Origin of the sequence: Marinobacterium sp. YM272, assembly GCF_050908845.1 — a bacterium.
Classification (GTDB): domain Bacteria; phylum Pseudomonadota; class Gammaproteobacteria; order Pseudomonadales; family Balneatricaceae; genus Marinobacterium_D.
On record NZ_CP194171.1, the window covers coordinates 1,211,085 to 1,237,510 of the forward strand.

The 26,426-nt window shown below is 60.3% G+C and carries 23 protein-coding genes; 11 read left to right on the forward strand and 12 right to left on the reverse strand.

Features of this window, described 5'->3' with window-relative positions; all coding sequences use genetic code 11:
- Nucleotides 1–12 precede the first annotated feature (12 nt).
- The 10 genes from ACQUQP_RS05700 to ACQUQP_RS05745 form a co-directional block, all read right to left on the reverse strand.
- Nucleotides 13–1,380 carry an NAD(P)-binding domain-containing protein gene (locus tag ACQUQP_RS05700; RefSeq protein ID WP_432697839.1) on the reverse strand — a complete coding sequence of 456 codons (1,368 nt, stop codon included), beginning with the start codon at nt 1,378–1,380 and terminating at the stop codon, nt 13–15.
- Nucleotides 1,381–1,630: 250 nt separating this feature from the next.
- Nucleotides 1,631–2,290: a GntR family transcriptional regulator gene (locus ACQUQP_RS05705; protein WP_432697840.1), complete on the reverse strand. Its 660-nt coding sequence runs from the start codon at nt 2,288–2,290 to the stop codon at nt 1,631–1,633.
- Nucleotides 2,291–2,365: 75 nt separating this feature from the next.
- Entirely contained in the window at nt 2,366–2,749 is a 384-nt protein-coding gene (gene hpxZ / locus ACQUQP_RS05710) for an oxalurate catabolism protein HpxZ (RefSeq protein WP_432697841.1), read from the reverse strand.
- A 13-nt stretch (nt 2,750–2,762) separates the two neighbouring features.
- Nucleotides 2,763–3,938 carry an amidase gene (locus tag ACQUQP_RS05715; protein ID WP_432697842.1) on the reverse strand — a complete coding sequence of 392 codons (1,176 nt, stop codon included), beginning with the start codon at nt 3,936–3,938 and terminating at the stop codon, nt 2,763–2,765.
- An 18-nt stretch (nt 3,939–3,956) separates the two neighbouring features.
- Nucleotides 3,957–5,246 carry a TRAP transporter large permease gene (locus ACQUQP_RS05720; protein ID WP_432697843.1) on the reverse strand — a complete coding sequence of 430 codons (1,290 nt, stop codon included), beginning with the start codon at nt 5,244–5,246 and terminating at the stop codon, nt 3,957–3,959.
- 1 nt (nt 5,247) lies between these two features.
- Nucleotides 5,248–5,754, reverse strand: a complete 507-nt coding sequence (locus tag ACQUQP_RS05725) for a TRAP transporter small permease (RefSeq protein WP_432697844.1) — start codon at nt 5,752–5,754, stop codon at nt 5,248–5,250.
- 53 nt (nt 5,755–5,807) lie between these two features.
- On the reverse strand, nt 5,808–6,803 hold the full coding sequence (locus ACQUQP_RS05730; protein ID WP_432697845.1) for a TRAP transporter substrate-binding protein: 996 nt from the start codon (nt 6,801–6,803) through the stop codon (nt 5,808–5,810).
- 361 nt (nt 6,804–7,164) lie between these two features.
- Nucleotides 7,165–7,938, reverse strand: a complete 774-nt coding sequence (locus ACQUQP_RS05735) for a PAS domain-containing protein (protein WP_432697846.1) — start codon at nt 7,936–7,938, stop codon at nt 7,165–7,167.
- Nucleotides 7,935–8,633 (reverse strand): response regulator, encoded by a 699-nt coding sequence (locus ACQUQP_RS05740; RefSeq protein ID WP_432697847.1) that lies wholly within the window; start codon nt 8,631–8,633, stop codon nt 7,935–7,937. Before ACQUQP_RS05740 ends, ACQUQP_RS05735 begins: the two co-directional genes overlap by 4 nt.
- A gap of 29 nt (nt 8,634–8,662) precedes the next feature.
- Nucleotides 8,663–9,841, reverse strand: coding sequence for a sensor histidine kinase (locus ACQUQP_RS05745; protein ID WP_432697848.1), 1,179 nt, complete (start codon nt 9,839–9,841; stop codon nt 8,663–8,665).
- Nucleotides 9,842–10,104: 263 nt separating this feature from the next.
- On the opposite strand from ACQUQP_RS05745, the gene ACQUQP_RS05750 reads away from it, so the two are divergent.
- The gene (locus ACQUQP_RS05750; protein WP_432697849.1) at nt 10,105–12,441 is read left to right on the forward strand and encodes a DUF1989 domain-containing protein; all 2,337 of its coding nucleotides are present in this window, start codon (nt 10,105–10,107) and stop codon (nt 12,439–12,441) included.
- Nucleotides 12,442–12,783: 342 nt separating this feature from the next.
- On the opposite strand, the gene ACQUQP_RS05755 is transcribed toward ACQUQP_RS05750, so the two are convergent.
- A complete protein-coding gene (locus tag ACQUQP_RS05755) occupies nt 12,784–13,782 on the reverse strand; it encodes a helix-turn-helix domain-containing protein (RefSeq protein WP_432697850.1) in 999 nt (332 codons plus the stop codon).
- 137 nt (nt 13,783–13,919) lie between these two features.
- Between ACQUQP_RS05755 and ACQUQP_RS05760 the strand changes: the two genes are divergently transcribed.
- From ACQUQP_RS05760 to ACQUQP_RS05775, 4 genes are all read left to right on the forward strand, one after another.
- Nucleotides 13,920–14,906, forward strand: a complete 987-nt coding sequence (locus tag ACQUQP_RS05760) for a phosphotransferase enzyme family protein (protein WP_432697851.1) — start codon at nt 13,920–13,922, stop codon at nt 14,904–14,906.
- On the forward strand, nt 14,903–16,246 hold the full coding sequence (locus ACQUQP_RS05765; protein WP_432697852.1) for an aspartate aminotransferase family protein: 1,344 nt from the start codon (nt 14,903–14,905) through the stop codon (nt 16,244–16,246). The genes ACQUQP_RS05760 and ACQUQP_RS05765 overlap by 4 nt, the downstream gene beginning before the upstream one ends.
- A complete protein-coding gene (gene fabG / locus ACQUQP_RS05770) occupies nt 16,243–17,013 on the forward strand; it encodes a 3-oxoacyl-ACP reductase FabG (protein ID WP_432697853.1) in 771 nt (256 codons plus the stop codon). The genes ACQUQP_RS05765 and fabG overlap by 4 nt, the downstream gene beginning before the upstream one ends.
- 176 nt (nt 17,014–17,189) lie before the next feature.
- The gene (locus ACQUQP_RS05775; protein WP_432697854.1) at nt 17,190–17,522 is read left to right on the forward strand and encodes a DMT family transporter; all 333 of its coding nucleotides are present in this window, start codon (nt 17,190–17,192) and stop codon (nt 17,520–17,522) included.
- A gap of 70 nt (nt 17,523–17,592) precedes the next feature.
- On the opposite strand, the gene ACQUQP_RS05780 is transcribed toward ACQUQP_RS05775, so the two are convergent.
- Entirely contained in the window at nt 17,593–18,732 is a 1,140-nt protein-coding gene (locus tag ACQUQP_RS05780; protein WP_432697855.1) for an aminomethyltransferase family protein, read from the reverse strand.
- A 456-nt stretch (nt 18,733–19,188) separates the two neighbouring features.
- On the opposite strand from ACQUQP_RS05780, the gene purU reads away from it, so the two are divergent.
- Genes purU through glnT form a run of 6 tightly spaced genes read left to right on the forward strand, consistent with a single transcriptional unit; the run spans nt 19,189 to nt 26,372 of the window.
- Nucleotides 19,189–20,061 (forward strand): formyltetrahydrofolate deformylase, encoded by an 873-nt coding sequence (purU, locus tag ACQUQP_RS05785; protein ID WP_432697856.1) that lies wholly within the window; start codon nt 19,189–19,191, stop codon nt 20,059–20,061.
- Nucleotides 20,062–20,082: 21 nt separating this feature from the next.
- Complete coding sequence (locus ACQUQP_RS05790) at nt 20,083–21,324, forward strand: FAD-dependent oxidoreductase (protein WP_432697857.1); 1,242 nt, start codon at nt 20,083–20,085, stop codon at nt 21,322–21,324.
- Nucleotides 21,325–21,336: 12 nt separating this feature from the next.
- Complete coding sequence (locus ACQUQP_RS05795) at nt 21,337–21,618, forward strand: sarcosine oxidase subunit delta (protein ID WP_432697858.1); 282 nt, start codon at nt 21,337–21,339, stop codon at nt 21,616–21,618.
- Nucleotides 21,602–24,553 carry a 2Fe-2S iron-sulfur cluster-binding protein gene (locus ACQUQP_RS05800; protein WP_432697859.1) on the forward strand — a complete coding sequence of 984 codons (2,952 nt, stop codon included), beginning with the start codon at nt 21,602–21,604 and terminating at the stop codon, nt 24,551–24,553. Before ACQUQP_RS05795 ends, ACQUQP_RS05800 begins: the two co-directional genes overlap by 17 nt.
- Nucleotides 24,553–25,041 carry a hypothetical protein gene (locus ACQUQP_RS05805; RefSeq protein WP_432697860.1) on the forward strand — a complete coding sequence of 163 codons (489 nt, stop codon included), beginning with the start codon at nt 24,553–24,555 and terminating at the stop codon, nt 25,039–25,041. Before ACQUQP_RS05800 ends, ACQUQP_RS05805 begins: the two co-directional genes overlap by 1 nt.
- A complete protein-coding gene (gene glnT / locus ACQUQP_RS05810; RefSeq protein ID WP_432697861.1) occupies nt 25,038–26,372 on the forward strand; it encodes a type III glutamate--ammonia ligase in 1,335 nt (444 codons plus the stop codon). Before ACQUQP_RS05805 ends, glnT begins: the two co-directional genes overlap by 4 nt.
- Nucleotides 26,373–26,426: the final 54 nt, after the last annotated feature.

The window sequence follows — 26,426 nt, forward strand, 5'->3', positions numbered from 1 at the left end:
TCTGAATTGCCTTTAGCTGGCCTTCTGGGCTTTGGTTTCAGGCTCGCCCAGGTAGGCTTCCATGGAATCGTCCAGTGCTTCCAGCCAGGGGGTGTGGTGCGGCGGAGCCATGGTGCCGGTCATCAGCGAAGCGTAGGAGTGGTCACGGAAGGTCATGATGTTTTCCTTCTTGTGGTTCTTCCACTCCAGGAAGGTGCGGTTCACGCCGTCGATATCGAAGGTCGGGTAATCGGTCTGCTCGATCAGATGCAGGATGTAAGAACCCTGGAACTCGTACATCTCTTTTGCTGTTTCCAGCGTCAGTTCCTCTTCGCGCCATTTCAGGCTGTCGGCAGTCATCTCTTCCCTGGATGGCAGCGGGATGCGACCCAGGATAATGTCACGCACGTACCAGGCCTGGGCATCAAACATGTTGAAAGAGTACCACTGGTCCTGCATGCCGACGTAGAAGAACTGCGGATTATCTTCCCAGACAACACCCTTGTAGAGGTTCAGCGGCCAGAGACGGTTATTGGTCTTCAGGGCAAGTTCGTCGTCGAGGAAGGGGAAGTGATGCAGGTAACCGGTGCAGAGGATGATCGCGTCGATCTTTTTGCTGCTGCCATCGGCGAAGTAGGCGTTCTCTACATCGACGTGGGTCAGGTTGGGTTTCTCTTCCCAGTTGTCAGGCCATTTGAAGCCCATCGGCGCGCTGCGGTAACAGCTGGTGATGGAGCGGGCGCCATATTTGTAACACTGGGAGCCAACATCTTCGGCGGAGTAGCTGGCGCCGACGATCAGGATATCCTTGTCCTTGAATTCAAGTGCGTCGCGGAAGTCATGGGCGTGGAGAATACGGCCGCCGAAGTGGGTGAAGCCAGGGAATTCAGGCACCTTCGGTGTAGAGAAGTGACCGCTGGCGCAGACCACATGGTCAAAGGTTTCGCTGTAGCTGGTGTCGGTGTTGTGATCGTGTACGGCGACGGTGAACAGTTTGGTGTCCGCGTCGTAGCTGATGTTGCGGACCGGGGTGTTGAAGCGGATGTACTTGCGTACGCCGGCTTTATCGACGCGACCTTTAATGTAATCCCAGAGCACTTCGCGAGGAGGGTAAGAGGCTATCTGCTTGCCGAAGTGTTCCTCAAAGGTGTAGTCAGCGAACTCCAGACACTCTTTCGGTCCGTTGGACCAAAGGTAGCGGTACATGCTGCCATGAACCGGTTCGCCGTTTTCGTCCAGTCCGGTGCGCCAGGTGTAGTTCCACATACCACCCCAGTCGCTCTGTTTTTCGAAACAGACCAGCTCCGGAATATCAGCACCTTTGGCCTGGGCAGACTGGAAGGCTCTAAGCTGCGCCAGACCGCTGGGACCGGCGCCGATAATAGCTACGCGTTTGTTCATGTGTCTCTCCTGTACGTATGCAGGTTAGAAAAGAAAGCTGCACGAAACGTGTGTGTAAGACCCAAGTTAAGCGTTAGCGAGGCTGGTGGTAATTCCCCGGTGGGGGTAGGTAAAAAGGGGTAATCGGAGGGGTAGTCGGTAGAGGCGAGTCCAAGGAAAAACAGCCAATAGCGGAACAGCCGGAATTAAATAGCCGCGAAAGCCTGGCAAAACGGGGTGACAGAATAGAAAGGGGCGTGAGCAGCAGAGGCTAGTCACGCTCCATGTATTGCAGTGATGTACGGTGAGAGCGGCCCACATGCTCACGCAACAGCTGTGCAGCCAGTTCCGACTGTCCCTTGAGCACCGCCTTGACGATCTCGCCATGCTCGGTGAACGAGGTCTGCAGGCGATCCTCCACGCGGAACTGGGCGCGGCGATAGGGGGTCACCTTGGCCCGTGCCAGCAACACCGCTTCGGCAAGAAAGTGGTTGTGGGCACCTTCAAACAGTGCCTCGTGCAGCTTGATATTAGCGGCCTCGTAGGCGTCCACATTGCCGTTGAGCACATGGGTGTGGCTGTCCAGATGGATCGCCAGCAGGGCTTCGCGCTCGGCCTGCTTCATGTTGATGGACGCCATGCGTGCGCAAAGTGCTTCCATCTCGGCGGCATATTCAAACATCTCCGCCAACCGGTCTGACGTGATCTCGGTGACGAATACCCCGCGGCGGTGGCGGTGTTCCACCAGGCCAGTAGCAATCAGCTGCTTCAACGCCTCTCGTACCGGCGTGCGCGACACCTCGAACTGATCGGCCAGGGCCACCTCATCGAGACGGGTGCCAGCCTCGATACGTCCGGAAAGAATATCGTCCGACAGGGCGCTGCGGATGCGAGCCGCCAGCGGCAGGTCTTGCGTTGTTTGCTCAGTCATAGCGGTGCCTTGATGCTAGCGTTGCCTGGACATAAATAGTCTCAAGCGCGTTTTCTTCCCGTCAGCCTGAGCGAATCAGGTGGCCGGATCCATCAGTGATACATGGGCGGCGACAATGCGCCAGCCCTCCGGGCGCCTGGCCCAGACCTGGCTCTGGCGCCCGATCCGTGCCGAGCCCGGGCGGGTAAACTCGGTCCAGGCGGTGGCCATATCCGGGCCGTGGGCAGTGATCACCGTGTTGTGCAGTTCACGATAGAGCCCCTTGCTCGGGCGCTGTTTACGAAACTCGGCGATCTGGTCATAGCCGTACAGGTTCTCGGTGGCGCCGTAGCGTACCACCCGCGGATCGTTCCAGAACAGCTTGTCCAGCGTTACGACATCGTTGCTGATCAGGGCCTGTTCGTACTCGGCGAAAGCGGCTTTCACCTCTTCCAGTACGCTGGTGTCATCGAGCCTCACTAATACTCTCCTTTTATTTGTGGTTATTCCAGTCGGCATCCAGCTCGGCAGCCAGATTCAGCAGCGCTCTGTCGCTGCCGGCAGGACCGATCAGTGAAAGGCCCACGGGACCTGTGCCGTCATGCAGCAGCGGCAGGCTGATCTGCGGCAGACCTGCGATACCGGCGATGGCGTTCATGCGCATGGTGCGGCTGCGGATCGCATCCACCTCTTCGGGGGATGCATCGATGGCAGGCGCATGGCTCGGTGCCGTCGGCATACACCAGAGGGTGCTGCTATCGAAACGTGCACGCACCTGGTCGCGCAGAGCGTTGGCGGCGGCCAGTGCGGTTGCGTATTCATCAGCGGTGATCTTTGAGGCGGCCTCAAAACGCTCGCGGATCCCGGGACCGAAGTTGGGGCGGGTTGCCTCGATCCACTCACCATAGGCCTGCCAGGCCTCATAGCCCTGCACTACGCGGAACAGCGAGGGGAATCGGTCCAGCTCACCGAGGGTTAGCGCATCGATCTGGGTTAGCTGCGTGTTGGCGTCGAGCAGCTCCTGCAGCTGGGTGAGCAGTATCGGCTCTACGTTTGAGTGCACATCTGCAATGCCGCGTACCCGCGAAAAACTGAACGCCTGGGTATCCTCCGGCAGCAGCACCTTGCCGACCTTGCCGAGCGTTTCGATATCGCGGGCAAACCAGCCCAGGGTATCGAAACGGGGTGCCAGCGGCGCGGCAGCCTCGGTGGACACTGCGCCATGGGTCGGTCGGATGCCATAGACGCCGCAGTAGCTGGCGGGAATCCGCACCGAACCGCCGGTATCGCTGCCGATGGCGAAATCCACCAGGCCCGCGGCGGTCACCGATACCGAGCCGCTCGAAGAGCCGCCTGGAATGGCGCCCGGCAGGGCCGGGTTCGGCGGCGTGCCGTTATGGCTGTTCTGCCCGGCGATGCTGTAGCAAAGCTCGTCGGTATGGGTCTTGCCGATCAGGTGAGCACCGGCATCCAACAGGCTGGTAATCACCGGGGCATCGGTGGTGGCGGGAGCGTGGGTCGCGCGCCACTGCGGTTGGCCGAGGCTTGTGATATGTCCCTTGAGCTCGAAGATATCCTTGCTGGCGAAGACCAGTCCATCCAGCGGACCGCTGCCGCTGGGCAGGCGCTCCACCGGGTCGTTCTCGATAAAACCTGTCGTCAGTTGCATGGGGCTTTCCCTATCCTGTTAGCCGGAGATACCGGACATGACGGTGCGTGGCAGCCAGAGGCTGATCTCCGGCACGGCGTTGATAACGAAGAGTACGATCAGCGCGAGCCATACCAGTGGCAGGGCGCCCTTTACCGCCTGGCCATAGGTGACGCCGCCGAGGCTGCTGGCCACAAACAGGTTCATGCCGAAGGGCGGGGTGAACATGCCGATGGCGCAGTTGACGCAGAGGATCACCCCCAGGTGCACCAGATCCACGCCTGCTATTTCAGCCACCTTGATCACCAGCGGCACCAGGATGATGACGATGGAGTTGGGGTCCAGGAACATACCGGCGATCAGCACCACCACATTGATCAGAAGCAGCAGGACCACCGGGTTATCGCTCAGGGAGAGCAGGCCGCTGGCCAGCTGTTGGGTCAGGCCGGAGGTGGTCAGGTACCAGGAGAAGGCCGCGGCGGAAGCCACGATAATCATCACCTGGGTGGTGACCACGGCGCTGTCGACACAGACACGCCAGAGATCTTCAACGCTGAGCTCGCGGTAGATAAACATGCCGACGACGGTGGCATAGATTACGGCCACGGCAGCGGCTTCGGTGGGGGTGAAAATACCGCCGTAGATACCGCCCAGAATCAGCACCGGAATCGCCAGTCCCCAGGAAGCTTCACGCAGGGCGCTGAACAGCTCCTGGCGGGACGGGAAGGGGCGTGACTCCATGCCCGACTTGCAGGCGCGGTAGTAGCAGTAACCGAGGAACACCAGGCCGTATACCAGGCCCGCACCGATGCCCGCCATAAACAGGGCGCCGATCGACACGCCGGCCATGGCGCCGTAGACGATCATAAAGATGCTCGGCGGGATGATGATGCCCACGGCGCCGGTGGCCATCAGCAGGCCCACGGAGAACTTCTGGTCGTAACCCTCTTTCAGCATTGACGGCAGGATCAGCCGACCCACCGAAACCACGGTGGCGGGGCTGGAGCCGGAGATGGCACCGAAGAACATGGAGCCGGTCACGGTGGTCATCGCCAGGCCGCCGCGGAACGGGCCCACCAGCATCTGCGCCACCTTGAGGATACGGTTGGAGAGGCCGCTGGTGCTCATCAGGTTGCCGGCCAGAATGAACAGCGGGATCGCCATCAGCGGAAAGCTGTCGAGGCCGGAGAACATGCGCTGCACGATCAGCATCGGCGGGGTGGTGCCGGCGACACTCAAGCCGATAAATACGGCCAGCGTCAGCGCGACGAAAATCGGTAGTCCGGCGGCTAGCAGGCCGGAGGTAAGAAAAAGAAATCCTGAACCCATGTTAAGCACCTGCCGGGGTATTGCTGTATTCGAGGGACTGGTTGCGCAGCAGGCGCACCAGGGTTTCCGACAGCCGGATCAGCATCAGCGCCGAACTGAGCGGAATAGAGATGTAGAACAGGTACATCGGTGCTTCCATGGCCGGTGAGCTCTGCCCGAACATCATGATCTGGCGGGTCAGGTGATAACCGTGCCAGGCCAGCATCGCGCACAGTGCCATGCAGGTCAGGGTGATCAGAATCTGCAGCGGCTTCTGCATGTTCTCAGGGGCGATCTGCTTGAGCACATCGATCCGGATATGGGCGTTCTGGCGGAAGGCGATGCTGCCGGCGATAAACACCATCCAGATAATCGAGTAGCGCACGCTCTCTTCGGCCCAGCTAAACGAGTAGTTAAACAGGGCGCGGGCGCCGATCTGAACGCAGAGCATGGTGGCGGCAAAGATGATCAACACACCGACGGTGCCGTTCTCGATCCACGCCAGCAGACGACTGAAACTGTTCCACATAAAGAGTCTCCAGCCCGGGGCCCTGAAAAGAGCCCCGGGGCGTTTTGATCGGCTTACTGGGCGGCGAGGGCTTGCTGGGTACGCTCAAGCAGGTTGTCGTCCAGCTTGCCGGCGAACTCGTCATACACCGGGGTCATCGCCTGGCTGAATTTCTGCAGCTGCTCTGGGCTCAGGCTGACGATCTCGGTACCGCCGGCGGCTTCGATGCCGTCCAGGTACGCCTGCTCGCGGGCGATAGAGCGCTCGCGCTGGTACTCACCGGCCTCACGCACGGCGGCTTTCAGCATCTGCTGATTTTCCGGACTCTGCTGATCGAACCAGGTTTTGCTGAAGATAAAGGCGGTGGCCAGGTAGCCGTGGTTGGAGAGCATCAGGTCATCCTGCACTTCGTAGAACTTCATCTGCGAGATGGAAACCAGCGGGTTCTCCTGGCACTCGACCACACCCTGCTGCAGCGCGGTATAGGTTTCGCTGAAGGCGATCGGTACCGGGTTGGAACCCAGCGCCTTGTACTGGGAGATCAGCAGCGGGCTTTCCATGACACGTACCTTGCGGCCATCCAGGTCGGCCGGTGAGTTCACCGCGTGGTTGCAGGTAAGCTGCTTGAAGCCGCTTTCCCAGAACATGGCCGGCTCAAAACCCGCCTTGCGCAGACCGGAGAGAACTTCGTCACCGATCGGACCGTCCAGCAGTTCATAGGCGGCTTCGCGGGACGGGAACAGGAACGGCATATCGATCAGCTGCAGGTTCTTGTTGAAGCCGCTGAGCTTGGCGGTGGGGATAGGAGCCGCCTCGACGGCACCAAACTGCATCTGCTGCGCCACCTGAACATCGTCCCCAAGAGCGTTGTTTGGATAGATGTTGACTTCGTATTCGCCGTTGGAGCGCTCCTCGATCAACTGCTTCAGACGCTCGGCGCCTTCATGCTGGGCGCTGTCTTCGGTCATGTCGTGATGCAGTTTGATCACGCTGGCGGCCTGGGCCTGCAGGGCGGTGGCGGAGATGGCCAGGGTCATGGCGCTGATCAGGGTTTTGAGCGGCTTATTCATCTATCTCGTTCCTTGTATCGACAGGTCGAAAGTTGTCAGGCTGTTTCTTGTATACAAAAGCAATATGAATGCCACTTTTAAAAATCCATGAAAAACAATGAATTAGAAATTCAATAAGCTTTTTGGTCCATGGTGGTGCGCTGTTTTAGCTTTGTATACATGGTATTTGGTCTTTATTGGTGCAAGGTGGGGAGGCGGTTTCGGGGCTGGTAAACGAGGCTTTAGAACCTCATAGGTACGCCTGTAACGCCTGTAACGCCTGTGACGGTTGAGAGGATTGTGGGTGGAGCTAGATGGGCGTGGGGGTAAGAAGGGCTGGTACGAAAGGGCGGGTGTGAAGAGGAGCGATGATCAGCGAGGATCAGCGGGATCTATCCACGCTGAAGATCACCCCCTCGACACCCAGCACCGTGCCTGATTCGGAGTAGACACCCTGTCCCTTTTCTTCGACCCGGCGTTCGCTGCCATCGGCGTGGTGAATGCGGTAGTGCAGCTCGAAACTTTCCCGGCGGTGCAGCGCTTCCTGCACCTGATCCCAGACCATGCCGGCATCGTCCGGATGAATCAGGGCACCGTAGCTCAGGCGGGGCTGGTTGATCAGTGCATCGGCGCTGTAGCCGGTGACGTCCAGGCAGCCGTCGCTGACGTACTCCATGGTCCAGTTGCGGTTGTTACGCGCGCGGTAGAGCATCACCGGCAGGTTGGAGACAAGCTGGCTGAGGCTCCTGTGGCTGGCAGCGCGCTGCTGATCGCGGCGGACCTGTGGGGTGATATCGCACAGCGTCAGGCTCACCGGCCAGGTAGTGTCGGGGTAGAGGGGTTGGGCGCGCAGTTCGCACCAGTGCAGGTCGTTGCCGGTAGGCAACCTGAGCCAGACGGGCTTTGGCAGAGCACCCTGGCGCAGCTGATCCAGTTGCTCGCGCCAGAGGGTCAGATCGCGGGGGTGCAGGTAGCGATGCACAGGCTGGCCTTCGCAGGTGGTATCCCCGGTCAGCTGATGCCAGCGTCGGTTGCCGTGCAGGATGGTTTCCTGTGCGTCAATCACCAAAACCGCTTCGTCCAGGCTGTCGAGCACGTCTCCCGGCTCGATCTCCATCTTTTCCCGGCGTCCCCAGTTCAGCTTCAGCAGGCTCATAGCTCGCTCTCCAGCTCCACCTCGGGGTGGGCGTGTACCCAGGCGGCCAGCTCAAGGCGGGAATGCAGGTTAAGTTTGCGCAGCAGTGATTTGACGTAGACCTTGACCGTGCCGTCGCTGATGCCGAGCTCCCTGGCGATCAGCTTGTTGCTCATACCCGAGGCGATCAGCGACAGGGTCTGGCGCTCTCTGAGGGTGATTTCATCAAGGGTGCTGTCGGTCTGGAGCGGGGCTTCGGGTGCGCGCAGGCGCTGGGTCAGCATCACCAGAGCCTCGTCATCCAGCGCGACCTTGCCTTCCAGAACGCCCTCGAGCCGCTGCAGAATCAGCTCCGCATCGGTCTCTTTTAACAGGTAGCCGTCGGCGCCGGACTGAATCGCCTGCAGCAGGTGATCACTGTCATCGGAGGCGGTGAGCATAACGATGCGCAGCTCCGGTGATCGACTTTTGAGCTGCTGCAGCAGCCAGAGACCGTCTTCACCCGGCATTTGCATGTCGAGCAGCGCCAGGTCCGGTTGCAGGCTGTCTATCTCATCCAGCAATGCGATGGCTGAACTGAAGTCGGCGATCACCTCGAAACGGCCGCTTTCGTTCAGCAGCTCGGCCACGCCGCGGCGGAAGATGGGGTGATCGTCCACCAGCACCACGCGGGCGGTGGAGGACTCGGTCTGTTGCCAGGGGGCAGCGTTGCTCATCGGGTCTCTCCAATATCAGATCGGCAGTATCATTTCGGCAGTACCAGGTCTATGCGGGTACCCCCGCCGGGCCTCTCGCCAATGGTCAGACGGGCACCGATACGCTCGGCCCGCTCCTGCATGATGCCGAGTCCGAAGCTGTCGCCACGGCGGCGCTCCGGGTTCAGTCCCTCGCCGTTATCATCTATCCGAAGGTGCAGGCCTTTCTCTTCCAGTGGCAGTAGTTGAATACGCAGGTGGCTGGCGTGGGCGTGGCGGACCGCGTTGCTCAGCGCTTCCCGTACGATCATCAGCAACTGGATCGCGCACTTTTCATCCGGTTCTCTTTGTGGGCAGCGGTCGTCCAGCTCAAACACCAGGGCAGAGCGCTGCTCGAACTCGCTGACAGCAGCGGCCAGCGCAGAGTGCAGCGAGCCGCCCTCCAGCGTCAGGCGTGAGCTGCTGATCAGGTCGCGCAGCATACGGTAGGCGTGGCGTGTCTGCTGGGATAGATCTGCGGCAATCGCCTGCAGGTCCGGCTGGTTGCAACGGCCGCAGCGGGCATCCAGACGGGATGCGCCCAGGCGCAGATAGCCCAGAACCTGGGCCAAAGAGTCGTGCAACTCGGCGGCGTGGTTGCGGCGCTCCCGGCTGAGCGCTTGGTCCAGGCGCTGACGGTGGGTTGTGTGAATCGACAGGCCCCGGCTCACTGCCCGGCCAATCAGTGCGAGCTCGGACGGGACCGACGCGGGCAGGTTGACAGGCCCTGCCAGCATCAGCCAGCCATCGGCGGGGGCGGCATCCAGCCGGGTGCAGTGTAAGACCTGGGTCGAGGCCGGCAGTGGCAGAGTCAGGGACCGGTTAGCTTTCAGGTCCTGCAGTACACCGCTCAACTGATAACGGATAAAACTGTGGATGCCGGGGGCCGCCTGCTGTGAAGCATGCAGCTGCGCTTCTTCACCCTGTCGGCCGGTCGCGAGCAGGATGCTTGTCGATGCCATGTCCGGAAACTGGCTCAGGCTCCGCTCCAGCAGTGCCAGCAAGGGGGGGATCTCCGCGTCGAGCTTTTCGCAGCCGGCAATCTGCAGTGACAGTTCAGCGAACCGGGCTGGGTCGCTGGTGGCAGTTGCCGGCCTGGACGTCCCAGCCGGCTGCACACGCAGAGCGTCCCTCAACCGGCCCAGCAAGCCTGCTGATGGGTGATAAACCTCGTTACCTGGTCGTTCCATAGGGGCAGTGTCTCGATTAGCTTTGCCAGGATGCAGCAGCAAACATGCCAATCCGGTCGCTTACCCCCAAAGGGGTAACTCCAGAGGCGCATTGAACGCACATCTATTGTAAGTAAAGATTTTTTCCTAACAGTGATTGGTTTTTCGAGGTTTTCGGGCCTTCTCCGGCTGCACCAGTCTGATTCGCTTAGAGCTGGAGTGCACCTGGATGAGGCCCGACTTGAAACCGGTCCAAACTCTTTCGAATAGAAGAGGGACAGGGCATGACCGCTTTGCAAACAGCGCCCTCCGGCTGGGGCCGGTTGAGCCAGGTTCGCCAGTTACGGGTAGCGGCGCAGGATGGCCTGCGCCTGCGGCTTAATGCAGGTGAAAAACTCAATATCGCCAGTACAGATGGACAACAGTGCTGCGAGCTGATCGGGCTGGATGGTTTCAGCCAGCAATACCTCGCGCAGGCGCTGGGGGCGGATGCACAGCCAGCCGTGCTGTTTCAGGCTCAACTGGATCAGCAACGCCCCAGTGCTGAGAGGCTGAAAGCGCTGCTGATGCAGAGCGGTGTCGAGGATTGCGCACAGACAAGTGGCTTTGCTCTGGCCGCCGATAGGCTGCCACTGGAGTTGGCACTGCCGGAAAGCAGCGCAGCGCTGGAGTTGATCGTGCTGGCGCCGGGGCTGGATATGGCCGTGGATCAGCAAACAGCACCAGGTGAGCTGGCGCTGGTGCATCACTATCGCACCGCCTCTGTTGATCTGCTGCCGACGCCGTACACCGGTGACAGCAGGACGGTGGCGCCGATCCGCGAGGTGCACGTACCGCACTCCAGTGCCCGCGCCTACGAGGTCAAAGCCGGGGAGTGGATACAGGTCAGTGATATAGCGGGCAAGCAGTGTTCCGACTTTATCGCCTTTGATCTGGAGGCCCTGAAAAACGGTGAAGAGGTCACCCTGGACTCCACCGCCACCCGCACCCTGGCCGGTGTTTCGCTGCCGCAGCCGGGGCTTTATTCCCGTTTTGCCGACCAGCGGATGCAGACCATGCTGGAGCTGGTGCAGGACAGCGTGGGGCGCCACGACAGTTTCCTGCTCGCCTGTACACCCAAGTACTACGAGGATGCCGGCTATTTCGGCCATATCAGCTGCACCGCCAACTTCAACCTGGCGCTCAAGCCTTACGGCATCAAGCCGCGCTCTGGCTGGCCGGCGATCAACTACTTCTTCAACACCTCCGCAGAGCCCTGTGGACATATAGGTATGGATGAGCCCTGGTCGCGTCCCGGCGATTACGTGCTGATGCGGGCGAGCCGCGATCTGCTCTGCGTGTCATCAGCCTGCCCGGACGATATCGACCCGGCCAACGGCTGGTGCCCCACCGATATCCAGGTGCGGATCTATGCCGCCGACGAGGAGTTTCCCCGTGCCATCGCCTACCGCAATCAACCCGAGGAGCCTGCCCGCATGACGCAGCAAACCGCCTTTCACAGCCGCACCTCCGCGCTGACAAGCCACTTCAGTGAATACCGCGGCTACTGGATGCCCACCGAGTTTGATGGCTGGGGCGCGAGGGCTGAATACCTGGCCTGCCGTGAAAAAGTCGCGGTGATGGATCTGTCGCCGCTGCGCAAGTTCGAGGTTACCGGCCCCGATGCCGAAGCGCTGATGCAAAAGGCGCTGACCCGCAATGTGCGCCGGCTGGCAGTGGGTGCAGTGGTCTACTCCGCGATCTGCCATGAAACCGGCGGCATGATCGATGACGGTACCCTGTTCCGCATGGACGATCAGGCGTTCCGCTGGATCTGCGGTGATCCCTACACCGGCACCTGGCTGCGCGAGCTGGCCGAGCGCGAAGGCTTCCGCGCGAGGATCCAGGAATCCACCGATCAGCTGCACAACCTGGCGCTGCAGGGGCCGCTCAGCCGCCAGTTGCTCAGTGAGCTGGTGTGGACGCCGGAAACCCGCACTCCGGTCAGCGAACTGGCCTGGTTCCACTTCACCGTTGGTCGTCTTGGCGGGCCACAGGGAACGCCGGTGATGGTGTCCCGTACCGGTTACACCGGCGAGCTGGGCTTTGAGATCTGGTGTCACCCGAGCGATGGCGAAACCCTCTGGGACGCGATCTGGGAGAAGGGCCAACCGCTGGGACTGGCGCCGCTGGGCTTCGACGCCCTGGATATGCTGCGCATCGAGGCGGGGCTGATCTTCGCCGGCTACGAGTTCTGCCCCGAGACAGATCCGTACGCCGCGGGTATCGGCTTTACCGTGCCGCTGAAAACCAAGGAGGAGGACTTCATCGGTCGTGCCGCGCTGGAGCGGGTGCCGGCGGCAAACCGGGAAAAGCTGATGGGACTGGTGCTGGATACGGAAGACGCCATCGCCCACGGCGATCAGATCTTTAACGGCCGCTTTCCGGTGGGTGTCGTCACCAGTGCGATCCGCTCACCGCTGATCGGTAAAACCATAGCGCTGGTGCGTTTGCAGCCGGACTTTGCAATGCCGGGTACAAAACTGGAGGTCGGCCAGCTGGACGGTCACCAGAAGCGCCTTGGCGGCGAGGTGGTCAGCCTGCCGTTCCATGATCCGGAGCGGATCAAGGTACGTAGTTGATTTAAGCCTGACGTATTAATGAGAAGGGCTCGATTAACTCGTAATCTGCTGAGCGCACCAGCGTATCCCCGTCAGTGCAGCCGAGCATCGCAGGCTGAAAGAGGAATAAGGGAAGGGCCGTCTGAGGCGAAGCCGACTGTTTTTGGAAAGAAAGCCCTTCCCGCTCTTTCAGACGAGAAGCGCAGGGAAGTTGGCATAGCCGACCCAGCCTCAGGGGCGGTTTGGGATTGCTAAGGGACTTAATTAGTAACGAAAGCCGCACAAGTCCCTTGGCTCGCCAGCAGGCGAAACCTGCCTTGAAAATAATGAAGATGTTCGTCCTGCCGGGGGAGGCTGTTATTACTATGCTCGTCTTGCAAGCGTCTGCGAAGGTAACTCCCCGAACAGGCGCTTGTAGTCGGTGGCAAACTGGCTCAGATGGTAAAAACCATAGTGGGCGGCCGCATCGGATACGGATTCGGTGGCGCCATCGCTCAGGCGGCGCCTGACCTGGTTCAGCCGGTTGGTGCGCAGGTAAAGCTTCGGATTGATCCCCAGAATACTCTCGAAACTGTACTGCAGGGTACGCCGGCTGACGCAGGCGATTTCGCAAAGCTCCGTCAGTGTGACCGGCTGGCTGCCGGTGTCACGTACGTGTTCACGCACCCGCTCCACCACCGCCTTGCGATGGGCATGGCTCGGCGTCAGCCGGTCGTTGATGCTGGCGTCCTGAAGTACGTTCAGCAGCGCCTGCATCACCAGATCTTCATGGATATGGCGCTCAATACTGCCGGCGCTAACCGAGATCACCCGGTTGATCACTGAGCCCATTTCATCGATCCGGCGTGGATCCACCTGAATCCTCGGGTTGGCGCCAAACTTCGGCAGTTGTATCGCTATTCCCTGGGCCTCGGCATGCTGCAGCAGCGACTGTTCATGCACGGCGATACTGAGAATATTGGAGTTGTCAGGGGTCATCAGCTCGAACGCATCCTTGCCGCGACGCCAGAGAAGATCAGCACTCTCCGGCGCTTCGCCATTGATACGAAACCCCTCCCTTACCACCGGAATACCGACCCAGATCGCGTCCTGCCAGACCTCACAGCTCTGCCGCAGGGTCTTGCTGGTGTGTTCGCGAAACACCTGCAGGGCACCGATCCGGCACTCCTCGATGGAACCGTGAAAGGCGCCGGCGCTGACCTGGTCATATTCCTGCTGCCAGTCGCTGATGCCATCCGCCTGCTCGTTCAGATCATCGGAGAAAACGCTGCACCTGAGCGGTGCAGCCTGGCCGGTTATTGGGCGGTCAGCGCGCTTTCCTTCGTCGTGCTGGCCCTGCTCTGTGAATAGAAATCTGGTCATATCACGCTGCTGATTCTTTGCCGGTTTTCGATAACCTAGGCCTGTGCGCCTGCTTTAGGCTGAACTGAAGCAATAACCGTTCCCGGCCGTCGCCGGGCGTTCAGTAAAGGTGAGAAGTCGCAGGAGTCAGAAGTTCGATGATCTATACCGATGCGTTGATCGAGGCGATCCGGCAGCGGCTGGAGGAGTCTCTCGCCAACTGGCGTCTGCCGCCCGGTTCCAGTGTGAAGCCGCTGACCGTTTCCGAGAACATCACCTACCTGGCGCAGTCCGCCGATAACAGTCAGCGCCTGATTCTGCGTCTGCATCGCCCCAACTACCATCAGCCGGGCGAGATCGAATCGGAGCTGGCGTGGATTGAGGCACTGCGTGCATCCAACGCCGTGGATACACCGGCCATAGTCGAGGGGGAAGCGGGGCGGGTCTGCTCGGTGCAGGTCGATGGCCAGTCTTACGCCGTGGTGGGCTTCGACTTTGTCCCGGGCAGGGAGCCGAACGTGGGTGAGGACCTGCCGCGCTGGTTCGAGCAGTTGGGCGCTGTCACTGCGACGCTGCACCAGCACAGTCGCCAATGGCCAAGACCCGAGGGCTTTGTGCGCAAAGAGTGGAATCTGCACACCATGCTCTCTGCCGACGCACACTGGGGCGACTGGCGCAGCGCGGAGGGGCTCGATGGAGAAAGTGAAGGCTTGATCGCCACTGCCATCGATAAAATCGCCGAACGTATCACCGCCTACGGTGACGGAGCTGAGCGTTTTGGCCTGGTGCACGCGGATCTGCGCCTGGCTAACCTGCTGGTTGAGGGGGAGCGCCTGTCGGTGATCGATTTCGATGACTGCGGCATCAGCTGGTTTGCCTACGATTTTGCCGCCGCCATCAGTTTCTACGAGCTGGATCCCTCGATACCGGAACTACAACAGGCCTGGGTGAAGGGCTACCGCTCCAAAGCTGATTTCTCGGCAGAGGATGAGACGATGCTCTCCACCTTCATCATGATCCGCCGGATCATGCTCACCGCCTGGCTGGCGCAGCATTCGGAAAGCGGTACCTACGCAGAGTTTGGCGAGGGGTACACCGCGGGCACCGCAACTCTTGCACGCCGCTACCTGGAGGGCGAGCTGTGAAGAACGAGACCCGCTCCATTCTTGATCAGAACGCCTTCGATTTTGACCGCGCCGGCAGCGATGGTCCGATGAGCTCGTTGATTCGCCAGCGTCGTGATCTGGTGGGGCCCACCTCCATGCTGTTCTATGACGAGCCGATCCAGATGGTGGAGGGTAAGGGCGTCTGGCTGTTCGATGCCGGGGGCAGGCGCTATCTGGATGCCTACAATAATGTGCCGGTGCTGGGGCACTGCCACCCGCGGGTGATCGATGCGGTGGCGCGGCAGATCTCCAGGCTCAATGTGCACACGCGCTACCTGGATGAGGCGCTGCACCGCTACGCCGAACAGCTGCTGGCCACTCTGCCGCTGGAGAACGGGCGGCTGGTAATGACCTGTACGGGCAGCGAGGCCAACGATCTGGCGCTGCGGCTGGCGCGGCTGCATACCGGGCACCAGGGCATCATCGTCTCCGCAGCCGCCTATCACGGTAACACGGCAGCGGTGACCGAGGTGTCGCCCTCCTCGCTGAAGCAGGGCGGAGTACCCGACTATGTCGCCTGCATCGATCTGGAACCGCTCAATGTAGAGGCTGTGGATGCGGCGGCATTTCTCGACCAGCAGGTGGAAGCCGCACTCGAAAAGCTTGAATCGCGTGGCTTCGGCTGCGCCGCGCTGCTGATCGATTCGATTTTCTCCAGTGATGGCGTCTACGCCGATCCGGCCGGCGCCCTGGCGCCTGCCGTTGCGCGGGTTAAACACGCCGGCGGTCTGCTGATCGCCGATGAGGTGCAGCCCGGTTTTGGCCGTACCGGTTCCGAGTTATGGGGCTTTGCCCGTCATGGTCTGATCCCGGATATCGTCACCTTCGGCAAGCCGATGGGGAACGGCTACCCGGTGGCGGGACTCGCGGCGCCGGATGCACTGCTGGCGGAGCTCTCGGCACAGACTGGCTATTTCAACACCTTCGGTGGCTCCTCGGTGGCGGTGGCGGCCGCGCAGGCGGTGCTGGATACGCTGGCCGAAGAACAGCTGCAGGCCAACGCGCTCAGCACCGGTAATGAACTGCTGGCGGGGCTGCGCTCACTCTGCGATGAGTTTCCACAGTTGGCGCGGGTACGCGGTGCCGGCCTGTTTATCGGTGTGGATATCGTTGCGCCAGAGGGGCAGCCGGACCCACTGACCTGCAGCCGCATTATCAACGCCCTGCGTCACCGCGGGGTACTGATCGGCGCCGCAGGACTCTACGGCAATGTGCTGAAAATTCGCCCGCCGCTCTGTTTTAAACCCGAACATCTTGACCTGTTGCTGGAGCAGCTCCGCCAGGTACTTGTTAACGATTTAACAGGAGATAAAGCATGACTGAGACAAGCAAGCGCGTCGCCATGGTCACCGGTGCCAGCAAGGGCATAGGTCTGGGGATCGCCCGGGTATTCGCCGCCCAGGGGTACAAAGTCGCCGTGGTGGCGCGTCACATGGAGGCCGCCGAGCAGGCTGTGGCCGGTATCGTTGCCGCTGGCGGTGAGGCGATGGCTGTTGCCGCTGACGTGACCGATCGTGCCTCGCTTAAAGACGCTGTGGAAAAGGTAACCGCAGCGTTTGGCGGGATGGACGTGCTCTGCGCCAATGCCGGCATTTTTCCGTCCGCCGATCTTGAAACCATGACTGAAGATGACTGGGATCTGGTGCTGAACACCAACCTGAAAGGGATGTTCAATACCGTGCAGGCGGCGATTCCAGCCCTTAAGAAAAGTAGCGCCGGTCGCATCGTGGTGACCTCGTCGATCACCGGGCCGGTCACCGGCTATCCGGGCTGGTCGCATTACGGTGCCAGCAAGGCCGGGCAGCTCGGTTTTGTACGCACGGCGGCGATCGAGATGGCGAAATACGGCATTACCGTCAACGCCGTGATGCCGGGCAATATCATCACCGAAGGGCTGGAAGGCATGGGGGAGGACTACCTCAGTCAGATGGCGGCCTCCATCCCGCTGAAGCGCCTGGGTAGTGTGGAGGATATTGGCGAGGCGGCGGCCTTCTTTGCCTCACCGGCGGCCGCCTACATCACCGGTCAGACGCTGGTGGTCGATGGCGGACAGATTCTGCCCGAGTCTCTTGAGGCTCTGGAGTAAGTCTCTCGAGGCTCTGGAGTAAGTCGCTGGAAACGGCAGGCTGATAAAGGTTTCGCGATGCGAAGATAAGAGGGCAGCCCCTGGGTTGCCTTGTTCGCGGGCTACTGTCAGCATCCAGTCTCTTGGTACGCCACCCTGAGGGGGCGAAAGATCCGAGCTTGCTGGGGGATGGGGTGATGAAACAATGGATATTTCTGGCGGCGGCGATCGTCTCCGAGGTGATAGCGACCTCGGCGCTCAAATCCACAGAGAGCTTTACCCGGCCGATCCCCTCAGTGATTGTGGTGGTGGGGTATGTGCTGGCTATCTATCTGCTTGGGCTGACGCTGAAGACTATCCCGGTCGGTATCGCCTACGCGATCTGGGCTGGCATGGGGGTAGTGCTGGTGGCGCTGGTGTCCTGGCTGGCGTTCGGTCAGCGACTGGATCTGCCGGCGGTACTGGGCATCTGCCTGATTATCGCGGGCGTCGCCGTGATCAATCTGTTCTCGAAAACGGCGGTGCACTGAGCTTTTCTTGCGGCTAGAACTCAATTAAAAAGAGGGCGCCGATACGCCCTCTCTCTATTTTTCGGCGATATCAGCCCTTGGCTGTGCGCTTTTTCTTCTCCGGATCATCAAACGGCAGGGTATGGGCGATGGCCGATACCTCCAGACTGCCCTTGACCTGCAGCGGTGTACCCTGCTCCGCGTACGGCACTTCAATACGGGCGATCGCCATGGAACGGTCGGTCAGGCGGGAGTACATGGCACAGGTGATCACGCCGACTTTCTTGCCGTTAGCCCAGAGTTCATCGCCCTCGGCAGCGGCTTCTTTACCATCCAGCAGCACACCGAAGATCTTGAAGCGCTCTTTGCCCTGCAGGCGGAAGTGCTCGAAAGCGCCGCAGAAGTCGGTCTTGTCCTTGGACACGGTGAAGTCCAGTCCCAGCTCCCAGAGTGTATCGCCGGCCGGCTCATTCTCGAACGGGTAGAACTCCGAGTTATCGAAGGGGTAGAACAGCAGGTAGCTTTCGGTACGCAGCCAGTCCAGTGCGGTGAATGAGCAGGGGATAATACCGAAATCCTTGCCCTGTTCGAGGATGCCGTCCCAGATGGTGGCGGCATCGGTGGCCTTACAGAAGATCTCGTAACCGCGCTCGCCGGTGTAGCCGGTACGAGAGATGGTTACCGGGCAGCCGAACAGGCGTGCGTGGGTGTGATGGAAGTAGGGCAGGTCACGGATGCCTTCGACATGCTCGGCGAGGAAGTCCACGGCAGTCGGGCCCTGCAGTGACAGATCGTGCAGGTCATCATCGAATAGTACGGCGACCTGCTTGCCAAGTGCCGCCTGCACCAGCCGCTCATAGCCGCCACCGGTACCGTGTACGACCATGAAAGAGTTCGGGCCCATGCGATAGATGACGCAGTCATCGATGAACTTGCCGCCCTCATTGAGCATGGTGGCGTAGACCGCCTTGCCCGGATACAGCTTGGAAATATCACGGGTGGTTGCCCACTCCAGCAGGCTTTCCGCATGCGGGCCTACGTAGTGAACCTTCTTAAGGCCCGATACATCCATCAGGCCCGCCTTGGTACGAATAGCCTCATGCTCGTCGGCGAGGGTGTAACCGCTGTTGCTGTAGGTCCATGCGGTGGGCATGCCATTCCAGTCTTCCAGGTTAGAGCCCAGTGCGCGGTGTTTGTCGGCCAGGGCGGCGATACGCCAGGAATTAGCCATTGGTGCCTCCTTATATAGAGTAAGCAGAAAATCGCTATGATTCCTGCTAGGGGAATATTATTCCCAAAAGGAAAAGCAAGAGTCGCGCCAGTCCTGCGAAAGGTTCGATTCCCATTAGTTAAAAAATATTCCTATATAAGGAGGGCTGTGCGGCAGGGTGGTTTGGCTCCCTGATTGTGCAGAAGCCGACTTGGCGGTGCGTTTAGGTATGTTTTGCTTGGAGATGGTGCATGAGTGCTTCCTGCTGGTGCGATTTATTGATGCAGATCAGTATCCATAAGTCGCAATAGATACGCGCCTGAATTTTCCTAAAAGGAAATAAATATTCACAAACCTACTGTTTTCAGGCCTCTGGCGAGAGCGCCGCAAAAAATTTCCTGACTTTTGCCAAGTTGGCAAAGAGTTTGCTTTCTCATAAATAAATTATTTTTCTTCTTGAGAATAAAGGTGAGAAAGATGGTTCTCGATCCCCAGAATACCCGGCGTTTTCGATTCACTATTTCCTGCCCCGACAAGGTCGGCATCGTTGCTGCGGTCACGCAGTTCATCTCTGACCATAACGGCTGGATCAGCGAAGCCCACCAGTTCGCTGACCCGGAACACTGCACCTTCTTTATGCGCTATGAAGTGGTCTCCGACTCGCTGCCGTTTGAGCTCGAAGAGCTGAAAGAAAAGTTCGCACCGGTGGCCGATGAGTTTGATATGACCTGGAACATCACCGACTCTGCGGCTAAAAAGCGCGTCGTTCTGATGGTCTCCAAGGAAGCCCATGCGCTGTCAGATCTCCTGTACCGCTGGCGCTCAGGGGAACTGAATATCGACATCCCCTGCGTTATCTCCAACCACGACGATCTGCGCTCCTATGTTGAGTGGCATGGCATTCCCTACATCCACGTGCCTGTGGATATGAGCAACAAGGAACCGCACTTCCAGGCGGTGCGCGAGCAGATCGCGGCGGCCGATGCGGATGCCATCGTGCTGGCCAAGTACATGCAGATCATTCCGGAAGAGCTGTGTGAGATCTACCCGAACAAGATCATCAACATCCACCACAGCTTCCTGCCTTCATTTATCGGTGCGCGTCCTTATCACCAGGCTGCAGAGCGCGGTGTTAAGCAGATCGGCGCCACCTGCCACTACGTCACCTCTGAGCTCGATGGCGGCCCGATCATCGAGCAGGACGTGCAGCGTGTGACACACCACAACACCACCAAGGATATGGTTCGCCTTGGTAAGGATGTTGAGAAAGCAGTTCTGGCGAGAGGCCTGCGTTACCACATCGAGGACCGTGTCCTTGTGTACGGAAACAAGACCGTAGTTTTTGCCTGATTATCCGTTTGGAGACGAGCAATGCCCTGGCGCTTACTGAAATTCGGGTTGCAGAGCGAGCATAACGAGCCCCGCTTCTTCCCGGAGAGCAAACCGCTCAAATCGCACTACGACGTAGTCATCATTGGTGGCGGCGGCCACGGTATGGCTTGCGCCTACTATCTGGCAAAAGAGCACGGCATCACTAACGTGGCCGTGCTTGAGCAAGGCTATATCGGCGGCGGCAACACCGGCCGTAACACCACCATCGTCCGGTCCAACTACCTGACGCCGGAAGGGGTTAAGTTCTACGACACCAGCGTGAAGCTGTTCGAAGATCTGGCCGATGACTTCGACCTGAATATCTTCTACTCCACCCGCGGTCACTACACCCTGGCCCACACAGACAGTGCGCTGCGCACCATGCGCTGGCGTGCCGAAGTGAACAAGCATCAGGGCATTGAAAGTGAAGTCGTGGGCCGCGAGGAGATCGCCAAGGACGTCCCCTACATGGATCTGGACTGCGCCGGACACGCACCTGTCATGGGTGCGCTGTACCACGCCCCCGGCTCCGTAGCGCGTCATGATGCGGTGGCCTGGGGCTACGCTCGCGGTGCCTATAACCGTGGCGTCGAAATCCACCAGAAAACCCGCGTCACCGCCATTCGCACCAAAGGCGACAAGGTGGTGGGCGTGGACACCGATCGCGGTCAGATCAGCTGTAACAAGGTGATCTCCATGGTCGCCGGCTCCACCCCGCGCATCACCGAGATGCTGGGGCTGCGCACGCCGATCGAGATCTTCCCGCTGCAGGCCTGTGTATCCGAGCCGGTGAAACCGTTTATGGACACCATCGTCGTGTCCGGCAGCCTGCACGTCTATGTCAGTCAGTCCTCCCGCGGGGAGCTGGTAATGGGCGCCTCGGTGGATCCGTCGGTGCTGCACTCCACCCGCTCAAGCTTCAACTTTGTTGAAGGCCTGGCGGACCAGATGCTCGATCTCTTCCCGTTCATGAGCCGCATGAAAGTGATGCGTCAGTGGGCGGGTATGTCCGACCTCACCCCCGACTTCGCACCGATCATGGGTAAAACACCGATCGACGGTTTCTACCTGGATGCGGGCTGGGGAACCTGGGGCTTCAAGGCGACGCCGGTCAGCGGCAAGACCATGGCCTGGACCGTCGCCAACGACAAAACCCATGAACTGATTGAACCCTTCCGTCTGTCCCGTTTCGCTGACTTCGATCTGGTCGGCGAGAAAGGTGCGGCATCGGTGGGCCACTAAGGAGTCGGGTTTATGAAACTGCTTGATTGTCCCCTGATCGGCAAACGCCCGATCACTGAATTTGATTACCTCGGTGAGGTTCGCGTGCCGCCTAGCGACGCCGATGAGGCCACCTGGGCTGACTATGTTTTCAACCGCAATGGTGCCCCGGGCGTACTGCGCGAGCGTTGGTATCACCGCCCGACAGGACGCTGGTTCATTCTTGATCGCGACACCCTGACCGATGAGATCACAGGTCAGGCGGATGCCGCCGACGTTCGTTACAAGGAGCCGAATTATGAAGTACCGGCTTGATCCCCAGCCGCTGGAGTGGATCGACCGTCGCGAGTCGGTCAGCTTCCGCTTCGAAGGTGAGTCTTTCACAGGATTCAGCGGCGACAGCCTGAGCTCCGCGCTGCTGGCCAGCGGCCAGAAACTGCTCGGTCGCAGCTTTAAATACCACCGCCCGCGCAGCGTGCTGTCGATGGCGAATCACGATGTGAACGCGCTGTTCCAGAGCGATGAAGCCACCAACATCCGTGGCGATGTCACTCCGGTCAGCGAAGGTCTGGACCTGCGCGCCTGTAACGTCAACGGCTCGCTCGCCAACGACAAGGACAGCTACATCGGTCTGCTGTCGCGTTTCCTGCCGGTGGGCTTCTACTACAAGGCGTTCCACAAGCCGAAAAAATTCTTCCCTTTCTGGGAGCGGATCATCCGCGAGAAGGCGGGCCTTGGTGAGATAAACACCAGCTGGACCGCCACCCGTCAGCCCAAGCAGTACGGTTTCTGCGACGTGCTGGTGATCGGCGCCGGTGCCAGCGGCATGCAGGCAGCTATCACAGCCGCGGATGCCGGTGCCGATGTGGTGCTGGTGGATGAAAATCCGCATATCGGCGGCAGCCTGGATTACCAGCTGGCTAATGTACTTGAGGCAGCGGGTGTGCGTGCCGAGCTCAAGAGCCGGGTGCGCAGCCACGCCAACATCCGTCTGCTGGAAGGCCACTATGCGGCCGGCTGGTACACCGACCACTACGTACCGCTGGTGGGCGCTGAAGGTATCGTCAAAATGCGTGCCGAGCAGGTAGTGATGGCCACCGGCGTTATGGAACAGCCCTCCGTATTCCGCAACAACGACCTGCCGGGCGTGATGCTGGCCTCCGCTGCCCAGCGTCTGATCACCCGTTATGCGGTCAAGCCGGGACAGCGTGCCGTCGTCCTGACCGCCAACGACGAAGGCTACCGTGCCGCACTGGATATGCTTGAATCAGGCATCGAAGTCGCCGCCGTGGTCGATCTTGAGTGGCTCGATAAGCGCGGCCCCTGGGCTGAGCAGGTCAAGGCCAAGAATATCCCGGTGCTGGAGCAGAGCGCGATCTACGAAGCCAAGGGCAAAGATGCGCTCAAGGGCGTGGTTGTCGGCGACTTTAACGGCCGTGGCTGCGATAGCGGCCTGACCCGCAAGTTCGACTGCGACCTGCTGCTGATGAGCGTGGGCTGGGCACCGGCATCACAGATGCTGTACCAGTCCGGCTGCAAGCTGGGCTACGACAAGAAAGCGCACCAGATCCTGCCGCGTGAGCTGGCCAAAGGGCTGCATGCCTGTGGCCGCCTGAACGGCGCCTTCACGCTGGAACAGCGTCTGGCCGATGGTGAACGTGCGGCGAAAGATGCGCTGGCTCAGCTTAAAGGTGAAACCATCACCATGGATCTGGCAGCCCACCGCGACAGCGTCGCCCACAGCCACGACTGGCCGATCATCAGCCATCCCAAGGGCAAGAACTTCCTCGATATCGACGAAGACCTGCAGCTCAAGGATCTGGTCAACGCCGCCAAAGAAGGCTTCGACAACATCGAACTGATGAAGCGCTTCTCCACCAACGGCATGGGCCCGAGCCAGGGCAAGCACTCCAACATGAACGGCATCCGCGTGCTGGCGGAAGTGACCGGCAAGACCATCGACGAGACCGGTTCAACCACCGCCCGTCCGATGTTCCACCCGGTACCGGTCAGCGCCATGGCAGGCCGCCGTTTCCGTCCGGAGCGCCATACCCCGATGCACCAGTGGCATGTCGATAATGGCGTCCAGCTGATGGAAGCAGGGCAGTGGATGCGTCCGGAGTACTATCTACCTGTTTCAGAAGCTGGCGCTTCTGACGCCGCAGGCGCTGGCCGTCCAGATCAGCGTAAGCAGGCGATCCTGCAGGAAGTACAGGCGGTGCGCAGCAGTCTCGGCATCATCGATGTCTCCACCCTCGGCAAGATCGAAGTGATGGGACCGGACGCAGGGCGCCTGCTGGACGTGGTCTACACCATGAAAATGTCCACCATAAAAATCGGCATGACCCGTTATGCCCTGGCAGTGGATGACAGTGGCGTCATCATTGATGACGGCATCGTTGGCCGCATCGCCGAAGATCGCTTCTACGTTACCGCCACCACCAGCCATGCCGCCGCAGCTTTCCGCACCCTGTCCCTGAAGATTCAGGAGCTGGGCCTGGATGTGCGCCTGGCCAACCTGACCGGCTCCCTGGCCGCGATGAACCTGGCGGGACCGGCATCACGTAAGGTGCTCACCAGCCTGACCGATGTGGATCTGAGCGAAGAGAGCTTCCCTTACCTCGGTATGCGTGAAGGCACCGTATGTGGCTACCCGGTACGTTTGATCCGCGTAGGTTTCGTCGGCGAGCTGGGTTACGAGATCCACCTGCCGGCAGCCGCTGCCCTGGAGGTCTGGGAAACGCTGATGCGTGAAGGCCAGGCTGCGGGTATCCGTCCCTTCGGTGTCGAGGCTCAGCGTGTCCTGCGTCTGGAGAAGGGCCACATCATCGTGGGCCAGGATACCGACGGTCTGACCAACCCGTTTGAAGCCAACATGGGCTGGGCGGTGCCGCTGAAGAGCAAGCCCTGGTTCACCGGCAAGCCGTCGCTGGCGCTGCTCAAGGCGCGCTGCCAGCGCAAGCTGATCGGATTCCAGTTGCCCAAAGGCTTCAACGGTGAGCTGCCGAAAGAGTGTCACCTGATTATCCACAACGGCGATATCGCCGGTCGCATCACCAGTATCGCCTACAGCCCCTCACTGGGTCGCACAATCGGCCTGGCGATGGTGGACCTGCCGCTGGCGGATGAGGGCACCCTGCTGCAGGTGCGTGTGGACAGCGGTGCGATGGTAACCATCGAACCCTGCGCAACACCTTTCTACGACGCAGATGGTACCCGCCAGACTGCTGACCTGACGGAGGTGGCTTGATGAACACCTTAAATCTGAGTATCCGCGACGACCTGAACGGTTATCTGCTGACCGGCCCTGAAAGCGCAGCAGCGCTTGCCGCCGCCGGTCTGCCGATGCCCGAGGCGCAGCTCAGCGCGGAAGAAGCTGAAGGGGCCCTCGTTGCCCGCACCGGCAGCGACGAGTACCTGGCGTTTCTGCCCGCCGCAAAAGGGACTCCGGCCTGTGCCTGGTGCTTCCCGCGCGCCGACCGAATCCTCGCCGTAGAGGGCGAGGGCTGGATCGAGCTGATGGCTCAGCTGTGCCAGCACGACTTTCGCAAAATGCAGCCGGGTGACTGGCTGATGTCCTCCGTCGCCGGTGTGAACTGCTGGCTGTACCGCGAGCAAAGCGGCGGAGCACTGCTGATCGGCTTCGACGCCGGTTTCGACCACTACCTGAGCGACCTGTTTAACACCCTGGTTCACGAACTGGGTGGCAAAGAATCAATCAAAGGAGGTGCACTATGATGCCCGCAGAAATCGACCGTTTTATCAGCCAGAACGACATCAAGTACATCCTGGCCCAGTTCGTCGACATCCATGGTGTCGCCAAGACTAAATCTGTACCTGCCAACTGCCTGACCGACGTTGTCGAGAAGGGCGCCGGTTTCGCTGGCTTCGCCGTCTGGGGCCTGGGCATGGAACCGCACGGACCGGACTTCCTGGCCCGTGGCGATCTGAACACGCTGAGCGCTGTGCCCTGGCAGCCGGGTTACGCCCGCATCGCCTGTGACGGTTACGTCAACAACGCGCCGCATCCGTACTGCTCCCGTGTGGTGCTGAAAAAGCAGCTGGAAAAGATCAGCGAGCGCGGCTGGACCCTGAATACCGGTCTGGAGCCTGAGTTCTCCCTGTTTAACCGTGCAGAAGACGGTTCCCTGGTGCCGGTGGATGAGAGCGATGTGCTCGATAAGCCGTGCTACGACTACAAGGGGCTGTCCCGCTCCCGCGAGTTCCTGGAAGAGCTGGTTGAATCCCTGCAGGCAGTGGATTTCGACGTCTACCAGATCGACCACGAAGACGCCAACGGCCAGTTCGAGATCAACTACACCTACAGCGATGCGCTGACCTCCGCTGACCGCTTCACCTTCGTACGTATGGCGGCGGGCGAGATCGCCAACAAGCTGGGTATGGTCTGCTCCTTCATGCCCAAGCCTGCTTCCGACCGTACCGGTAACGGCATGCACTTCCACCTGTCGATCACCGATGCGGCCGGCAAGAACCTGTTCCACGATGCCAGCGACAAGAACGGTATGGGCCTCTCCAAGATGGCGTACCACTTCACCGCTGGCATCCTGGCCCACGCCGATGCGATCTGTGCCTTCGCGGCACCGACCGTTAACTCCTACAAGCGTCTCGTGGTTGGCGGCAGCGCCTCCGGCGCGACCTGGGCACCGGCTTACGTCTGCTACGGCGACAACAACCGCTCCGCCATGGTCCGCGTACCTTACGGTCGCCTCGAATTCCGCCTGCCGGACTCCGGCTGCAACCCCTACCTGGTGCACGCGGCACTGATCGCTGCCGGTATGGACGGTATCGAGCGTGAGCTGGATCCGGGCGAGCCGATGAACGTCAACCTGTACAGCCTGAGCCTCGAAGAGATCAAGGCGAAGGGCGTCAGCATCCTGCCGCAGAACCTGAACGAGGCGCTGGACGCGCTGGAAGCAGACACCCTGTTCACCGAGAAGATGGGCAAGGAAATCGTCTCTGAATTCCTCAAGGTGAAACGTGCCGAGTGGGTTGAGTACAGCCGTCACGTCTCCGACTGGGAACTCAAGCACTACGCCGAGTTTTTCTAATTCAGCATCTTTATGCGCAAATGTGTGATGTCGGGTGAGCCCGGCAAGAGGACA

What these genes read in the sequence shown, in the direction of transcription:
- ACQUQP_RS05700 (WP_432697839.1), bottom strand. Translation starts at nt 1,380, where the DNA reads ATGAACAAACGCGTAGCTATTATCGGCGCCGGTCCCAGCGGTCTGGCG.
- ACQUQP_RS05705 (WP_432697840.1), bottom strand. Translation starts at nt 2,290, where the DNA reads ATGACTGAGCAAACAACGCAAGACCTGCCGCTGGCGGCTCGCATCCGC.
- ACQUQP_RS05715 (WP_432697842.1), bottom strand. Translation starts at nt 3,938, where the DNA reads ATGCAACTGACGACAGGTTTTATCGAGAACGACCCGGTGGAGCGCCTG.
- ACQUQP_RS05720 (WP_432697843.1), bottom strand. Translation starts at nt 5,246, where the DNA reads ATGGGTTCAGGATTTCTTTTTCTTACCTCCGGCCTGCTAGCCGCCGGA.
- ACQUQP_RS05725 (WP_432697844.1), bottom strand. Translation starts at nt 5,754, where the DNA reads ATGTGGAACAGTTTCAGTCGTCTGCTGGCGTGGATCGAGAACGGCACC.
- ACQUQP_RS05730 (WP_432697845.1), bottom strand. Translation starts at nt 6,803, where the DNA reads ATGAATAAGCCGCTCAAAACCCTGATCAGCGCCATGACCCTGGCCATC.
- ACQUQP_RS05735 (WP_432697846.1), bottom strand. Translation starts at nt 7,938, where the DNA reads ATGAGCCTGCTGAAGCTGAACTGGGGACGCCGGGAAAAGATGGAGATC.
- ACQUQP_RS05740 (WP_432697847.1), bottom strand. Translation starts at nt 8,633, where the DNA reads ATGAGCAACGCTGCCCCCTGGCAACAGACCGAGTCCTCCACCGCCCGC.
- ACQUQP_RS05745 (WP_432697848.1), bottom strand. Translation starts at nt 9,841, where the DNA reads ATGGAACGACCAGGTAACGAGGTTTATCACCCATCAGCAGGCTTGCTG.
- ACQUQP_RS05750 (WP_432697849.1), top strand. Translation starts at nt 10,105, where the DNA reads ATGACCGCTTTGCAAACAGCGCCCTCCGGCTGGGGCCGGTTGAGCCAG.
- ACQUQP_RS05755 (WP_432697850.1), bottom strand. Translation starts at nt 13,782, where the DNA reads ATGACCAGATTTCTATTCACAGAGCAGGGCCAGCACGACGAAGGAAAG.
- ACQUQP_RS05760 (WP_432697851.1), top strand. Translation starts at nt 13,920, where the DNA reads ATGATCTATACCGATGCGTTGATCGAGGCGATCCGGCAGCGGCTGGAG.
- fabG (WP_432697853.1), top strand. Translation starts at nt 16,243, where the DNA reads ATGACTGAGACAAGCAAGCGCGTCGCCATGGTCACCGGTGCCAGCAAG.
- ACQUQP_RS05775 (WP_432697854.1), top strand. Translation starts at nt 17,190, where the DNA reads ATGAAACAATGGATATTTCTGGCGGCGGCGATCGTCTCCGAGGTGATA.
- ACQUQP_RS05780 (WP_432697855.1), bottom strand. Translation starts at nt 18,732, where the DNA reads ATGGCTAATTCCTGGCGTATCGCCGCCCTGGCCGACAAACACCGCGCA.
- purU (WP_432697856.1), top strand. Translation starts at nt 19,189, where the DNA reads ATGGTTCTCGATCCCCAGAATACCCGGCGTTTTCGATTCACTATTTCC.
- ACQUQP_RS05790 (WP_432697857.1), top strand. Translation starts at nt 20,083, where the DNA reads ATGCCCTGGCGCTTACTGAAATTCGGGTTGCAGAGCGAGCATAACGAG.
- ACQUQP_RS05795 (WP_432697858.1), top strand. Translation starts at nt 21,337, where the DNA reads ATGAAACTGCTTGATTGTCCCCTGATCGGCAAACGCCCGATCACTGAA.
- ACQUQP_RS05800 (WP_432697859.1), top strand. Translation starts at nt 21,602, where the DNA reads ATGAAGTACCGGCTTGATCCCCAGCCGCTGGAGTGGATCGACCGTCGC.
- ACQUQP_RS05805 (WP_432697860.1), top strand. Translation starts at nt 24,553, where the DNA reads ATGAACACCTTAAATCTGAGTATCCGCGACGACCTGAACGGTTATCTG.
- glnT (WP_432697861.1), top strand. Translation starts at nt 25,038, where the DNA reads ATGATGCCCGCAGAAATCGACCGTTTTATCAGCCAGAACGACATCAAG.